General features: G+C 66.2%; 9 protein-coding genes and 4 tRNA genes. 7 read left to right on the forward strand and 6 right to left on the reverse strand.

All coding sequences use genetic code 11. The annotated features are described in order from the left end of the window. The first annotated feature begins 81 nt into the window (after window positions 1-81). Window positions 82-1086, forward strand: coding sequence for a TerC family protein (locus RIV12_RS00355; RefSeq protein ID WP_075417583.1), 1005 nt, complete (start codon window positions 82-84; stop codon window positions 1084-1086). Between the two features lie 56 nt (window positions 1087-1142). Continuing rightward, complete coding sequence (locus tag RIV12_RS00360; protein ID WP_075417582.1) at window positions 1143-3632, forward strand: HAD-IC family P-type ATPase; 2490 nt, start codon at window positions 1143-1145, stop codon at window positions 3630-3632. Window positions 3633-3640: 8 nt separating this feature from the next. On the opposite strand, the gene RIV12_RS00365 is transcribed toward RIV12_RS00360, so the two are convergent. Next, on the reverse strand, window positions 3641-4255 hold the full coding sequence (locus RIV12_RS00365; RefSeq protein ID WP_075417581.1) for a class I SAM-dependent methyltransferase: 615 nt from the start codon (window positions 4253-4255) through the stop codon (window positions 3641-3643). 69 nt (window positions 4256-4324) lie between these two features. Continuing rightward, window positions 4325-4609 carry a YciI family protein gene (locus RIV12_RS00370; protein ID WP_075417580.1) on the reverse strand — a complete coding sequence of 95 codons (285 nt, stop codon included), beginning with the start codon at window positions 4607-4609 and terminating at the stop codon, window positions 4325-4327. A gap of 138 nt (window positions 4610-4747) precedes the next feature. On the opposite strand from RIV12_RS00370, the gene uvrA reads away from it, so the two are divergent. Further along, the gene (gene uvrA, locus RIV12_RS00375; protein WP_075417579.1) at window positions 4748-7594 is read left to right on the forward strand and encodes an excinuclease ABC subunit UvrA; all 2847 of its coding nucleotides are present in this window, start codon (window positions 4748-4750) and stop codon (window positions 7592-7594) included. Window positions 7595-7654: 60 nt separating this feature from the next. Here the strand turns inward: uvrA and RIV12_RS00380 are convergent, their stop codons facing one another. After that, the gene (locus RIV12_RS00380) at window positions 7655-10357 is read right to left on the reverse strand and encodes a DUF2339 domain-containing protein (RefSeq protein ID WP_309321517.1); all 2703 of its coding nucleotides are present in this window, start codon (window positions 10355-10357) and stop codon (window positions 7655-7657) included. Between the two features lie 208 nt (window positions 10358-10565). On the opposite strand from RIV12_RS00380, the gene RIV12_RS00385 reads away from it, so the two are divergent. Continuing rightward, window positions 10566-11942, forward strand: a complete 1377-nt coding sequence (locus tag RIV12_RS00385; protein WP_309321520.1) for a UTP--glucose-1-phosphate uridylyltransferase — start codon at window positions 10566-10568, stop codon at window positions 11940-11942. A gap of 18 nt (window positions 11943-11960) precedes the next feature. Here RIV12_RS00385 and RIV12_RS00390 read toward each other — a convergent pair whose 3' ends face one another. From RIV12_RS00390 to RIV12_RS00400, 3 genes are all read right to left on the reverse strand, one after another. Further along, a complete protein-coding gene (locus tag RIV12_RS00390) occupies window positions 11961-12857 on the reverse strand; it encodes a sigma-70 family RNA polymerase sigma factor (RefSeq protein WP_309321522.1) in 897 nt (298 codons plus the stop codon). Continuing rightward, window positions 12854-13948 carry an NAD(P)/FAD-dependent oxidoreductase gene (locus RIV12_RS00395; protein ID WP_309321524.1) on the reverse strand — a complete coding sequence of 365 codons (1095 nt, stop codon included), beginning with the start codon at window positions 13946-13948 and terminating at the stop codon, window positions 12854-12856. The genes RIV12_RS00390 and RIV12_RS00395 overlap by 4 nt, the downstream gene beginning before the upstream one ends. Before the next feature lie 173 nt (window positions 13949-14121). Beyond that, window positions 14122-14197, reverse strand: a tRNA-Val gene (locus tag RIV12_RS00400). A 150-nt stretch (window positions 14198-14347) separates the two neighbouring features. Between RIV12_RS00400 and RIV12_RS00405 the strand changes: the two genes are divergently transcribed. The 3 genes from RIV12_RS00405 to RIV12_RS00415 all read left to right on the forward strand — a co-directional run bounded on the left by RIV12_RS00405 (window position 14348) and on the right by RIV12_RS00415 (window position 14603). Beyond that, window positions 14348-14420: transfer RNA gene (locus tag RIV12_RS00405), tRNA-Gly, on the forward strand. Window positions 14421-14456: 36 nt separating this feature from the next. Next, window positions 14457-14527 (forward strand) — tRNA-Cys (locus tag RIV12_RS00410). 1 nt (window position 14528) lies between these two features. Next, window positions 14529-14603, forward strand: a tRNA-Val gene (locus RIV12_RS00415). The last annotated feature ends 27 nt before the right edge of the window (window positions 14604-14630 follow it).

Raw genomic sequence — 14630 nt, forward strand, 5'->3', positions numbered from 1 at the left:
CCAGAGTGGTATGCGCCTTGAGCGCCTGCACACGTGGCGGGAGGAGACCTCCGGTACCAGTTCCGTACCGGAGGAGAACACGTGGACGTCCACATCCTGGGGTGGATCGGCCTGGCGGCCATTATTCTGACCCTCATCGTGATCGACATCGTCGGTCACGTACGCACCCCCCACGAGCCCACCATGAAGGAGGCCGCCGTCTGGTCGGTGGCCTATATCGCCATGGCCCTGGTCTTCGGCGGCATCGTCTGGTTCGTGTGGGGCGGAGGCTTCGCCCAGGAGTACCTGGCCGGCTACATCACCGAGAAGGCGCTGAGCATCGACAACCTCTTCGTCTTCGTCATCATGATGTCCTCCTTCAAGGTACCTCGGAAGTACCAGCAGGAGGTCCTGCTCGCCGGCATCGTTATCGCCCTCATTCTGCGGCTCATCTTCATCCTCGCCGGTGCCGCGCTCATTGAGAACTTCTCCTGGGTGTTCTACTTCTTCGGGGCGTGGCTCCTGTGGACCGCCTTCTCCCAGGCGCGTGAGGGCGTCGAGGAGCCCGACGACGAGGATGAGGAGTACAAGCCCAGTGGCTTCGTCAAGCTCATCGCCCGCGTCATCCCCATGACTGACGGCTTCGTGGGCGGCAAGGTCATTCACCGCCATGCCGGGCGCACCATGATCACCCCCATGATGCTGTGCATCATCGCCATCGGCACCGCCGACGTCATGTTCGCCGTCGACTCCATCCCCGCGATCTACTCCCTGACCAGTGAGCCCTTCCTGGTGTTCTCCGCCAACGCCTTCTCCCTGCTGGGCCTGCGCCAGCTCTACTTCCTCATTGACGGGCTGCTCGACCGGCTCGTCTACCTCCACTACGGCCTGGCGGTCATCCTCGGCTTCATCGGCTTCAAGCTCATCGTTCACGCCCTGCACACCAACGAGGTGCCCTTCATCAACGGGGGCCAGGAGTGGCACGCCATCCCTGAGGCGTCGATCGGAGTGTCCCTGAGCGTCATCATCACCACTGTCCTGGTCACGGTCATCGCCTCAGTCCTCAAGTCGCGAGCAGATGCCCGGCGTGCCGAGGTCGCATCCTGATGTCTCGACCGCCAGGAGGAGGGGAACCCCTCGACCGATTCACTACTGTGTGACTCGTGAGCACCACGAATGCCTCTGAGTCCCCGGTGATCGGGCTCAGCGCCGCGCAGGTCGACGAGCGTGTCAGTGCCGGACGGATCAACGAGTACCGTGAGCGGACCTCCCGCAGCGCCGCACAGATCCTGCGGGCCAATGTCTTCACGATCTTCAACGGGATTCTCGGCGTCGCGCTGGCTCTCGTCCTGGCGTTAGGGCACTGGGCGGACGCACTGTTCGGATTCGTCCTGCTGCTCAACACCGCCACTGGCACCCTGGCGGAGATCCGCGCCAAGCGCGCCCTGGACCGTCTCGCTGTGCTGGAGACACCCCGCGCCGTCGTCCTGAGGGAGGGGGCCGAGACTGAGGTAGCGGTCGGAGAGGTCGTTATCGACGATGTCGTACGACTCCGGGCCGGCCAGCAGGTGCCTGCGGACGGGGACGTCCTGATCAGTGATGGCCTTGAGATCGATGAGTCGATCCTGACCGGTGAGTCCCGGCCCGTACGCCCTGTGAGCGGAGCGCAGGTCATGTCTGGGACCACGGTGACGGCCGGGACCGGACTGTTCCGCACCACAGCGGTCGGTGGGGACGCCTATGCCCACCGGTTGGCCCGGGAGGCCCGCAGGTACTCGCTCGTCGTCAGTGAGCTGCAGGCCGGAACCAACCGGGTGCTGCACTGGATCAGCTGGGTCATCGTGCCCGTGGCCCTGGTGCTGGTGTGGTCCCAGCTGCGGTTGAGCGGAAGCGTCGCCGAGGCCTGGAGCAGCGGAGCCTGGCGCCACGCGGTCGTCGCCGGCATCGCCGGCGTGGTCAGCATGGTGCCCCAGGGCCTGGTGCTCCTGACCTCCGTCAACTTCGCCACCGCCTCCCTGGCCCTGGCCAGGCGCAACGTCCTGGTTCAAGAGCTGCCGGCCGTCGAGGTCCTGGCCCGGGTCGACACCCTGTGCCTGGACAAGACCGGCACCATCACCACCGGCCGCATCCGCCTCGGGGAGATCCAGAACCCCGACGGCGAGCAGGCGTCCTCCGAGGTGCTCTCGGCGCTCGCCCTACTCAGTACGGTCGGGGAGGCCAACGCCACCGCCGACGCCATCAGGGAGGGGCTCAGCGATCTCAGAGGCCTTGGTGAGCAGGGCCTCGAGGAAGCCCGGGAACCCGGCAATACGGGCCCCTCGGCCGACGTGGAGTCGGTGCCGTTCTCCTCGCGCCGCAAGTGGTCCGCGGTTCGCGACCGGTCCGGCACCACCTGGGTGCTCGGCGCCCCAGAGATCGTCCTGGCGGGACACAGTGAGTCAGTGCTGGACCGTGCTCGTCAGATCGCCGCGCAGGGAGTACGCGTCGTGGCTCTGGCTCGATCAACCTCGCTCTGGAAGTCGGCTCGGGAAGAGGGCGACCCACGGCTTCCCGATCACCTTGAGGCCGCGGGGATCGTGATCCTCACCGAGGAGATACGCCCTGACGCTGCTGAGACCCTCGCCTACTTCCGCCTGCAGGGCGTCGATGCCAAGGTCATCTCCGGTGACAGCCCCGAGACGGTGGCCGCGGTCGCCCGCCAGGCCGGGGTCAGCGCCCCCGCCGGCGGAGAGCTCGTCGCTCTGGACGCACGTACGCTGCCTGCTGGTGCAGGTAGCGGGCATGAGGCGGATGAGGACTTGGAGCGCCTGGCCGACGCGGTTGAGGGCGCCAGCGTCCTGGGGCGCGTCACTCCCGAGCAGAAGCGGGCACTGGTGCGGGCACTGAAGTCCCGAGGGCACGTCGTCGCGATGACCGGGGACGGCGTCAATGACGCCCTGGCACTCAAAGACGCCGACCTCGGCATCGCCATGGGTAATGGAGCTCCGGCAACCAAGGCGGTGGCGCGTCTGGTGCTGCTCAAGGGAGAGTTCTCGGCCCTGCCCGGGGTCGTGGCTCAGGGACGCCGTGTCATGGCCAACACCGAGCGCATCGCCTCCCTGTTCCTGGCCAAGACCATCTACGCGTCCCTCATCGCCGTCGTCGTGTCGGCCATGGCGGTCGCCTACCCGTTCCTGCCTCGCCAGTTCACGGTCGTCTCCTCGCTGACGATCGGGATCCCCGCCTTCGTCCTGGCCCTGGCCCCCAGCAACCAGCGTTACCGGGAGGGTTTCCTCGGCCGGGTGCTCAGCCTGTGCGTGCCGGCGGGACTCATGGCGGGAACCGTGACCTTGTCCACGTACCTTTGGCTGACGCTCACCCATGCCCCGCGGGCCCAGGTGACGACGGCGACGACCCTGGTGCTCATTACCTGCGGGCTGTGGCTGCTCACGCTCACGGCCCGGCCTCTGACGAGTTGGCGTCTGGGGCTGGTTGTTCTCATGGGGATGATCGCAGTGCTCGGCGTCGTCGCCCCACCGGTACGCGCCTTCTTCCTGCTGGCCTGGCCCACGCCCGGCGTGTGGTGGGTCATTGCGCTCATGGCCGGCCTGGCCATTGGCGGAATCGAGCTGGTTCACCTGGTGCGGCGCCGGATCGTACGCGGTCGGGGATGAGTGCGCCTCTACTTCGCAGCGACGAGGCGCAGCCAGCCTTTGTGGGGATGGACGCTGACATCCACCATCAGGAAACCGGCCTCGTAGGCTGCGCCGGCTAGGGCTTCGCTGTCAGGGACGTGCATGTTCAGGCGATCCGCCCAGGCCCCCGCTGACGCCCGATCAGCGAACTCGTTTGCGATCACGAGCCTACCGCCGGGACTCAGGACGCGGCGGATCTCAGTAAGGCCGGCCTGCAGTTCCGGCCAGAAATAAGTGGTTTCGAAAGCCGTCACCACGTCGAAGAACCCGTCACGGAAGGGGAGGCTCTCCACTGAGCTCTCCACGATTCGCAGGCGTCCGGAGGAGACGGCGGCGCGGTTGACGCTCCGTGCGGTCTTGACCGCCTCAGGGGAGTGGTCAATGCCGGCCACCTCACGGCGCGTCTCCTCCAGGATCCGGGAGATGGCCTTGCCACCTCCGCAGCCGACGTCGAGTACCCTGTCAGTCAACTGGATACCCGCTGCCTTCAGGCCCCACTGGTGCAGGCGGCCGTGCCCGATGTTCATGCTGCGGAGCAGGATGCGGCCCATGAGCGAGGAAGGGCGGGAGAACTGGGACTCGGTCGGCGCAGAAGAAATCATGGGCCCATGCTCCCGGCCGGGTGGTGCGGGAGCAAGAGCCGTCAGCACATGAGACGGTGGGGAAGTAGTTCAGGCTAGGACCCCGATGACCGGGTTCCACTCGCGCGGGATGCGCTCAGAGATGAAACCGGCCTGCTGGAAGGGGTCGTCCTCAAGAAGGGACAGGGCTCCGGCCTCGTCCTCGGCGCGCACGACGATGAGGGCGTCGTGGGTGCCCACGTAGGGGCCGGCGGCCAGCAGCAGGCCCTCATCGGCCAGGCGACCGTTGAAGGCGCGGTGCGAGGGGCGAACGGCGGCCATCTCCTCGTCCTTGTCGGTGACGTAGCGGTACTCGACGGCGTAGATCTTGCTCATGGCCTCAGCATAGAGGCGAGGGCCCGGCCGTGGCCTGAACACAGGAGCGCTGGCATTCTTCCGGTGCCCTGGGTATGAGACGCGTCGAACACATGTGCGACGCGCAGGACGTGCAGTCAACCCTTAGACTCGAATCCCGTGAACGACTCTCTTATCATCCGTGGGGCCCGCGAGCACAATCTCAAGGGCGTGGACCTGGACCTGCCGCGCAACACGATGATTGTCTTCACCGGGCTGTCAGGATCGGGCAAGTCCTCTCTCGCCTTCGACACGATCTTCGCCGAGGGGCAGCGCCGCTACGTGGAGTCCCTGTCCTCCTACGCCCGTCAGTTCCTCGGCCAGATGGACAAGCCCGATGTCGAGCTCATCGAGGGCCTGAGCCCCGCCGTCTCCATCGACCAGAAGTCGACCTCGCGCAACCCCCGATCCACGGTGGGCACTGTGACGGAGATCTACGACTACCTGCGTCTGCTGTACTCACGGGCGGGTATCCAGCACTGCCCGGTCTGTGACGCCGTCATCTCCTCTCAGACCCCGCAGCAGATCGTCGACCAGGTCCGCGCCCTGCCCGAGGGCACTCGCTTCCAGGTTCTCGCCCCCGTGGTACGTGGACGCAAGGGCGAGTACTCCGAGCTCTTCGGCGAGCTGCGCGGTCGCGGCTTCAACCGTGTGCGCGTCGACGGCACCTCCGAGCGCCTCGACAACCCCCCGACACTCAACAAGCGTCTCAAGCACGACATCGAGGTCATCGTCGACCGGCTCGTTGTCCGCGAGGGCATCCGCCAGCGCCTCACCGACTCGGTGGAGACGGCGCTCGGCCTGGCAGAGGGCCTGGTCATCATCGAGCAGGTCGACCTGCCCGAGGACGACCCCGATCGGGAGCGGCGCTACTCCGAGAAGCGCGCCTGCCCCAACGAGCACCCCCTGGCCCTGGACGAGATGGAGCCGCGCACCTTCTCCTTCAACGCCCCCTACGGCGCCTGCCCCGCCTGCACCGGAATCGGTACCCGGCTCGAGGTGGACCCCGAGCTCGTCGTCCCCGACGAGGAGCTGACCTTGGCCGAGGGCGCCGTCGCCCCCTGGTCGAGCCACCAGAAGTACTTCACCCGCCAGCTCGAGGCCCTGGGCAAGGAGCTGTCCTTCGACGTCGATACCCCCTGGCGCGCCCTGCCGGCGCGTGCGAGGGAGGCGATCCTGCGCGGTAAGGACTACGAGGTCAAGGTCACCTACCGCAACCGTTGGGGGCGTGAGCGCATCTACTCCACCGGCTTCGAGGGGGTCCTCGACTACGTCATGCGCAAGCACGACGAGACCGAGTCCGACTGGTCCCGCGAGCGCTACCAGGCCTACATGCGTGAGATCCCCTGTCCCGTCTGTGCCGGGGCTCGGCTCAAGCCCGAGGTGCTGGCCGTGCGCGTGGGCGAGCTGTCCATCGCACAGCTGTGCGAGCTGCCGATCAGCGAGGCCCGAGACTTCCTGGCCGACCTCAACCTCAGCGGCCAGGCCGCCCAGATCGCCGGCAGCGTCCTGACCGAGATCAACGCGCGCCTGGGCTTCCTCGTGGACGTGGGTCTGGACTACCTCAGCCTGGCCCGTGGTGCGGCCACCCTCTCCGGAGGCGAGGCCCAGCGCATCCGCCTGGCCACACAGATCGGTTCTGGCCTGGTGGGTGTCCTCTACGTCCTGGACGAGCCCAGCATCGGTCTGCACCAGCGCGACAACACCCGACTCATCGAGACTCTTCAGCGGCTGCGGGACCTGGGCAACACACTCATCGTCGTCGAGCACGACGAGGACACCATCCGCTCGGCCGACTGGATCGTTGACATCGGTCCTGGAGCCGGCGAGCTGGGTGGTGAGGTCGTCTACTCCGGTGACATCGAGGGCCTGGCCGGAGCCGAGGGCTCGGTCACCGGCGACTACCTGGCCAGGCGCCGTCAGATCGAGATCCCCGTCACTCGGCGCAAGCGGGACAAGAGTCGTGAGGTCACCGTCGTCGGCGCCCGTGAGAACAACCTCAAGGACGTCACCGTCTCCTTCCCGCTCGGCGTGCTCACCGCTGTTACCGGCGTCTCCGGATCGGGAAAGTCCTCCTTGGTCAACTCCATCCTCTTCCAGGTGCTCGCCAACAGGCTCAACCGCGCCCGCGGCGTACCCGGCAGGCACAAGACGGTGCGGGGTGTGGAGCACCTGGACAAGGTGGTCCATGTCGACCAGTCGCCGATCGGGCGCACCCCCCGCTCCAATCCCGCCACCTACACCGGGGTGTGGGACCACATCCGCAAGATCTTCGCGGCCGTGCCCGAGTCGAAGGTGCGGGGCTATGGACCCGGGCGCTTCTCCTTCAACGTCAAGGGCGGACGCTGCGAGTCCTGCAAGGGTGACGGCACGCTCAAGATCGAGATGAACTTCCTACCTGACGTCTACGTGCCCTGCGAGGTCTGCCACGGCTCCCGCTACAACCGGGAAACCCTGGAGATCCGTTACAAGGACAAGACAGTCGCCGACGTCCTGGACATGACCATTCACCAGGCAGCCGAGTTCTTCTCCGCCTCCTCAGTCATCTCCCGTCACCTCAACACCCTGGTGGAGGTTGGGCTGGGTTATGTACGCCTGGGCCAGTCGGCCACCACGCTCTCCGGCGGTGAGGCCCAGCGCGTCAAGCTCGCCACCGAGCTTCAGCGCCGTTCCACCGGCCGGACCATCTACGTCCTGGATGAGCCGACCACTGGGCTGCACTTCGAGGACATCCGCAAGCTGCTCGGGGTGCTTCAGGGACTGGTGGACAAGGGCAACTCCGTGGTCGTCATCGAGCACAACCTCGACGTCATCGCCAACGCCGACTGGGTCATCGACATGGGGCCCGAGGGTGGCAAGGGCGGGGGAACCGTCGTTGTGGCCGGCACCCCGGAGAAGGTGGCGGCCACCGAGTCGTCCTACACCGGCCAGTTCCTGGCCCCGGTGCTGGAGGCCGCCCGCAGCTGACGCCTCTGCCCGCTCCGGTCCGGCTCTGCTGGATAGCTCGACGTCGGCTCCCCGCCGCACTCAAATGCTCCCAGGACCCATGGGGACCTGGTCGCTCTCGCGACGCTGGTCCTGCGCGAAGCGGTTGTAGAGCAGCGAGAGGACGAAGCAGACGACGCCTGCGGCCGCCAGCGAGATGACCCGAATGATCGAGTTCTGCGAGGCCACGTCCATAACGGCGAGCTTGAGCACGGACAGGAGCACCAGGGTCAGTCCGTAGTGGCGCAGGATCGTCAGACGCGCCCCGAACCCGAGGACGATGCAGGCTCCGCCCGTCAGCAGTACCAGTACTGACATGAGGACCGAACCCGGGCCGACGTCGGTGGCCACCATGACTGAGAGCCACATGAGCAGCGAGTTGCCGATCGCAAGGCTCAGGCACACCTCCGCAGACCGCCGCCAGGGAAGCAGGAGCCACGTGGCGCATGCCCCCACCCCCAGGGCGACGGCGACCAGCAGCAGCATCCAGATCGAAGAGGAGGCATCCTCGGCCCACGACAGCGTCAGCAGCGCCAGTACGGCCACTATCCCTGAGAGGATCCACGACGGTGCTGGTGCTCCTGACTGCTGTCCTGCTGGGTGGGGCAAGGCCTGACCGTGAGGACCCACCCGGTAGCGGGCGCCTCGGCACTGCCCAGTGAGCACTCGGAGAGGTGTGGCTCCGCTTGACAACGCCCCCAGAGCGATGAGTGCGATCGTCACCAGACCCGGAACCATGCGCAGGGCCGCCCAGGTGTTTTGGGAGTCCTCCACGAGGCCGGATCCCAGGAACGGGACGACGACGGCGATATTGAAGGCCATCGCCGCCAGTGCCGCCCGCAGGGCCAGCACCCGTGGCTGAACACGTGAAGCCGCGGGGTATGGGGTCGGGACCGGAGAGCTGTCTGCGACTCGGTCACCGAGACCCTCGGCCACGATCACCATGAGCGCAGAAAGCACCACGGAGATGATCAGCGACCAGGCGTCGCCGCGGGAGTAAACAGTGCCCGGGGGCGTGAGAATCGGTGCCGTCCCGAGGAGGGCCAGGATCGGGGGCGGCTCCACTCTTCCGTTCAAGACGGCAGGAAGGAGGCACAACATCGCGGCCACAATGACGAAGAGATAGGCCCTGGGGTCGCCAGTGATCGTCATCCCGACCAGTGCGAGGGGGAAGAATGCGACCTCGTGCCCGATCGCCATGGCGCGGCGCCAGCGAGCGGGGCAATAGACCGGGAGTATCGCGAGTGCCGCCGCGGCCAGCAGGAGGAGCTCGAGGAGGAAGGTGATGACGATGACGCTGTGCGCCAGGTGGAGACTCTTCTGCCCCATCAACAGGTTCCTGAACGCCAGCAGGAGGACCACCGCCGTTGGGCCCCAGTCCCAGCCGGAGGTCTCGACACCGATGCTCCACAGCCGTGTGCTGGCGTGCATCGTCTGACACACCAGTAGCAGGCACAGGATGAGAGTGATGCCGGTACCGCCGACGGTGGACAGCCGCAGCATTGGCTGCATCGGAGCGGCGATGAGGGCTGTCGCCGTCGCCACCATCGACGTCACCGGATACCACGCGGCCAGCCTCATCCGCCCTGTAGCGCGAGATAGGACGGTGCAGGTCAGTGCCAGCACCGTGACGTAGATAGTGATCATCAGCCACGTGATGAGCGCGGCCTGTGGCTGGCGCACCACGTGGCTGACTGCGAACCCGATGGTCACCAGGGCTCCGAGGGTGGAGATGACGGCGGTGAACAGCACTCGTGTCATGTGGGACACGGCCAGAAGCACGAGCCCCCAGCAGGCCATGAGTACCAGGGCGGGCTCCGGATTGAGCATTCCGTCGAGAAGAACGGCTCCCACGACGGCAACAAAGCCGAGTCCCCCACCGGTGCCCGTGATCGTGGCCGCGGCGACACGGTGACGGGGACGACTGATCCCCAGCCGGGCGCCGGCCGCTGTCATCGTGACAGCGATCAGTGCCAGCGCCAGGATCTTGATCGGGTTGGGAATGGAATCCCAGACGAGGGCCAGAAGACTGACCCCGGCAGACAGGACGAGTACTGCTGCGGCGCCGGAGAGCAGATAGCGTCCGAGGTTGCCCTCCCGCATTGCCCGCTGGGTCCAGCTGGGGACTTTCTCGGCCCCGGCGCTGCGTGTCTGGCCGGTCCCGGCCGGTCCCGCCTGATTGGTTCCCTGCATATGAGGGGCGTTGCCTGCGACGGGTGCATGACGCATCGGGTCCGGACTGGTCCAAGGAGCCGAGGCTGGCGCGGGCTCCATGGGGGTCGGCTCCGGATGACGCTGGACCGGCGGCGCCTCGTCCCGGGATGCTCGTGGGGTGTCCGAAGCCGTGGCCGTCGTGGGGTGGGCGGTCTGGTCATCGAGGAGGGCCCCGTTGACGGGGGTCTGAGCGATGGGATCGTTGAGGTGCTGCAGGGGGAGGTCGGTGGTCCGGCTCGCCTCCGGGGTGCTCGCGGGCGGTGTCGTCTCGGCCTGGAGCGGAGTGCGCGTGGGCGGGACTCCTGCACGGTGGTCCTCAGTGGTGTCGGTGGCCACAGTCTCCTTCGACGTGGCAACGGGGCTGCTGCTCCTCGCTGTGGCGGGAGAGCCGCTGCTGCCTTGCATCGGAGCGGCGGAGGAGTAAGTCAGCCAGGTGACGCGTTCTGCGAGCCAGTCGATCTTCCTCTCGATGAGGTCCAGTCGCTGCAGGACCACGGCGATATTCGGGCCGACAGGGGGCGGTACGGACATGACGGTTCTCCTCGTCACTCGGTGCTCGGCGGTAAGCACGTGTCACTCAACCGATTCTTCTGAGAGTAAGGGGGAGTCGTCGATGTCGTGAAGGGGGTACAAGTACCCTGTGGACAACTTGGGAACGAGGAGAAGACTGGTTGCGCGAGAACGAACAGAGTCGAACAAAGTTCCACAAGAACGGTCAGGCTGGGATAGGCTGCGCGTCATGAGCGAGAACGGACTCACTGCAGCCCAGCACAAGATGCGCGACGCCGGTGTCGCCGAGCAGGCCATCACGGTTTTCACCCACTACTACCAGTCCCTGGAGGCGGGAGCCACAGGTCTCATCCCCGAGGAGACTATCGAGCCCCTGACGCAGATCGACTCCCTTGCTGACGTCGAGGTCAGTGAGGAGGAGGCTCGCGAGGCGCTGAGTAAGACGGTCCTCATCCGGCTCAACGGGGGCCTGGGCACCTCGATGGGCCTGGATCGCGCCAAGTCCCTTCTGCCGGTACGTGACGGCAAGAACTTCCTGGACCTGTTGGTCGATCAGGTTCTGGCAGCGCGTCGGCGCTACGGTGTGAGCCTGCCGCTGATCCTCATGAACTCCTTCCGCACCCGCGAGGACTCCCTCGAGGTGCTGGCCGGGCACCCCGAGATCCAGGTTGACGGCCTGCCCCTGGACTTCCTGCAGAACCGCGAGCCCAAGCTCCGCGCTGATGATCTGACTCCCGTGGAGTGGGAGGCCGACCCCGAGCTCGAGTGGTGTCCTCCGGGGCACGGCGACATCTACACCGCCCTGCTCGCCTCCGGTCTGCTGGACGCCCTCCTGGAGCAGGGGTATCGGTACGCCATGACCGCCAACTCCGACAACCTCGGCGCGGCGCCCTCGGCCAGGATCGCCGGTTGGTTCGCCGCCTCCGGTGCTCCTTATGCCCCGGAGATGTGCCGCCGTACGCCGGCCGACGTCAAGGGCGGCCACTTGGCCGTGCGTAAGAGCGACGGACGCATCATCCTGCGCGACACGGCGCAGACGCCCGATGACCAGATGCACTACTTCACCGACCAGTTCCGCCACCCCTTCTTCCACACGAATAACCTCTGGTTCGACCTCAAGGTGCTACGCGACACCCTGGTCGAACGGGGAGGGATCCTCGGGCTGCCGCTCATCAAGAACAGCAAGACGGTGGACCCCGCCGACTCCTCCTCGACACCGGTCGTTCAGCTCGAGACCGCCATGGGGGCCGCCGTGGAGGCCTTCGAGGGGGCGACCGCCATCGAGGTACCACGTTCCCGGTTCCTGCCGGTCAAGACCACCAACGATCTGCTGCTGGTGCGCTCGGACGTCTACGAGCTGGACGACGACGGCCTGCTGCAGATGGTCCCGGAGCAGGCCTGTACCGTGAATCTCGACCCGCGGTTCTACAAGAAGATCCAGGACTTCGAGGCCCGGTTCCCCGAGGGCGTCCCCTCCATCAAGGATGCGCGGTCGTTGACCGTGGATGGCGACTGGACCTTCGGTTCCGGCGTCGTCGCCACCGGTGAGGCGCACGTGGAAGCGGAGGGCTCGCCCGGAAGGATCGCCGACGGCGTCCATATCTGACGACGGATCGTGCCGAGGTCAGCGGGACAGTCTCACAGGCTTGTCGATGCGCATGAGCTTATCGGGGTTGCGGACGATGAGAACCTGCTGAACACCAGTCTCCGAAGCAACCAGGAAGACCACGAACTCTACGTTCCTGGAACTGCTGACCACGGCTGCGAGCTCCCCGTTGAGCCGCGCCGGCGCCACATCGAACTGTGGCGTCTTCGCGGCGATGCCGATAAGGAAGCGGGCCACGGACTCTGCGCCTCGGACGGCACGGCGTGCCGCTGAGGCCCGGCCTCCACCGTCGGACACGAGTACCGCCTCAGGAGCCAGCAGGCGTATGGTGGCCGCCAAGTCTCCCGAGCGAATGGCGCTGGTCAGCTCGGTCCACAGCTCGGGAGAGGGGGTGGCGCGTCGGTGTGTTCGTCCTTCTTGCAGCCGGGTGCGTGCACGGTGCACCAGCTGGCGCACGGCGGTGTCGGATGCATCGATGATGCGACCGGTCTCCGCCGATGACAGGGAGAAGATCTCTACCAGGAGGAATGCTGCGCGTTCGGCGGGGGAGAGGGTCTCCAGTACCGTCAGCGTCGCCTCAGAGACCGTCTCCGCCAGGATCAGGTCGTCGGCCAGTTCTGCCTCGGTGGCGACCGGCTCGGGAAGCCACGGTCCCAGGTAGGACTCCTTCCGGTTGGCCTCGGAGCGCAGCGCGTTGAGTGCTAAGCGTGTGGCGATACGGCACAGCAGCGCGCGCTCCTGCCGGACCGGTTCTCTGACGCGTTGGCGGCGCAGCCATGTCTCCTGCACGATGTCCTCGGCCTCCGCCGCGCTACCGAGCATGCTGTAGGCGAGAGTAAACAGAACGGCGCGATGTTCCTCGAAATCCTGACCGGACCTGTCGTCCATATCTGTGGGTTGGTCGGAAGCAGTCATTGAGCTGGGCCTCTCACGATGCGGTATGAGCCGGAGCGCTGAGCCTCTTCGATCAACCACTGAGTAGTGCGGTCCATGACCCAGTCCTTGACTCGCCGGGCCATTCTCCCCGTCAGGACGGGACCGTTGGGAACGTCGTCCGGACTTACGTGCTCGACGAGGCCGTGGTCGCGTCCCAGCGAGACGCAGCGCATGACATAACCGACCCCCGTGTTGGACGGCGGTGGGGTCTTCAGTACGTCGGAGATGAGAATGTCAGCGGCTACGGCTCCCAGAGACAGGGCTGAGGCGCAGCTAGGGCGTAGATGCGGGGCCGGAGGCGCAGCGCAATCGCCGATCGCGGTAATCCTGGGGTCGTCGGGGGAGCGTAGGAACCTGTTGACCACGATGCGCCCGTCGGAAGAGGTCGACACTGGTGGATCGCATGGAACAGTGACCGGTGCAAAACCTGCGGTCCATATGGTGACCATACCGGGCTCGGGCTGGCACATCTGGTCGTCGGTCACCGTGCAGCCCAGCCGACGCAGTTGGCGAGAGGCATGCTTGCGGGCTCGTACGCCGAGGTGGGAGCCGACGGTACCGGAGTCGACGATCTCAACATCGAATCCTTGCTCAGCAAGTTCCGCGGCGGTCTCGATCCCGGTGAGACCACCTCCGACGACGCGAATGCGCGTGTGTGAAGAGCCGACGAGTTCATCTCGAAGCGGCTGCAGATCGGCGATTCCGGAGATCGGCAGTGCTCCAGCAGGTGCCCGGCTGGTGCTGCCGGTCGCCAAGACGACCTGGTTGAAGGGGACGGGGGCGCCGTCGGACAGATGGACGACACCCCGTTTGCGATCGATGCTCGTCGCGCGGTCGATGACGACGTCGATGGCTGGGTTGAGCAGCTCGGACAAGGGCCGTACCGGGTCTTCTTCAGCACGAAGAGCCTCGTGCAGACGAATACGCTCGACAAGGTGTGCCGAGGCACTGATGAGGCGAACACGTGTGAGGGCGGTGGCCATTGGGTGAGAAGCAATCCGGTTGGCTGCCATGATCCCGGCGTACCCGGCGCCGATGATGACGATGGTGGTGCGATGCGTTGGACTCATACCCATCAGACACATCGGCGCGTCGAATCGTGACAGTCGAGCGGAGACTGTGACGGTATCCATAGTGGGAGGCTGATTCTGAGCTCGCCTTTGCTCGTCTGCTTGCAGAGCGGGGTGATGTAAAAGTACCCGCCCTTGGGGGCGGGTACTGTCAACTTGGTGTCAGGGTGCTGTGGTGGGCGATACTGGAATCGAACCAGTGACCTCCTCGGTGTGAACGAGGCGCTCTAACCCCTGAGCCAATCGCCCGGTGCGGCGCTAACCATAGTCAGGCCTGCGTCCCCGGAGCAAATGGCTGCCCGGTGAGGTGAATCACCGCGATGCTGTTTGCCTGTCACTGTGATCGTGATGCTATGGTTTTCCAGCACCGAGCGGTTCGGCCGGACCGTGAGGAATCATGCGGATGTGGCTCAGTTGGTAGAGCATCACCTTGCCAAGGTGAGGGTCGCGGGTTCGAGTCCCGTCATCCGCTCCGAGGAGCCGGGAGCGCCCAGCCCCAGCATCTCATGGTGGGTTGGCCGAGAGGCTAGGCACCGGCCTGCAAAGCCGTTTACACCGGTTCGAATCCGGTACCCACCTCGGGCGATTGGCGCAGCGGGAGCGCGCTTCCCTGACACGGAAGAGGTCACTGGTTCGATCCCAGTATCGCCCACCACCATGATGGAGGCCCGAGCCGGCACGG

This window comes from Actinomyces stomatis (genome assembly GCF_031292835.1).
Classification (GTDB): domain Bacteria; phylum Actinomycetota; class Actinomycetes; order Actinomycetales; family Actinomycetaceae; genus Actinomyces; species Actinomyces stomatis.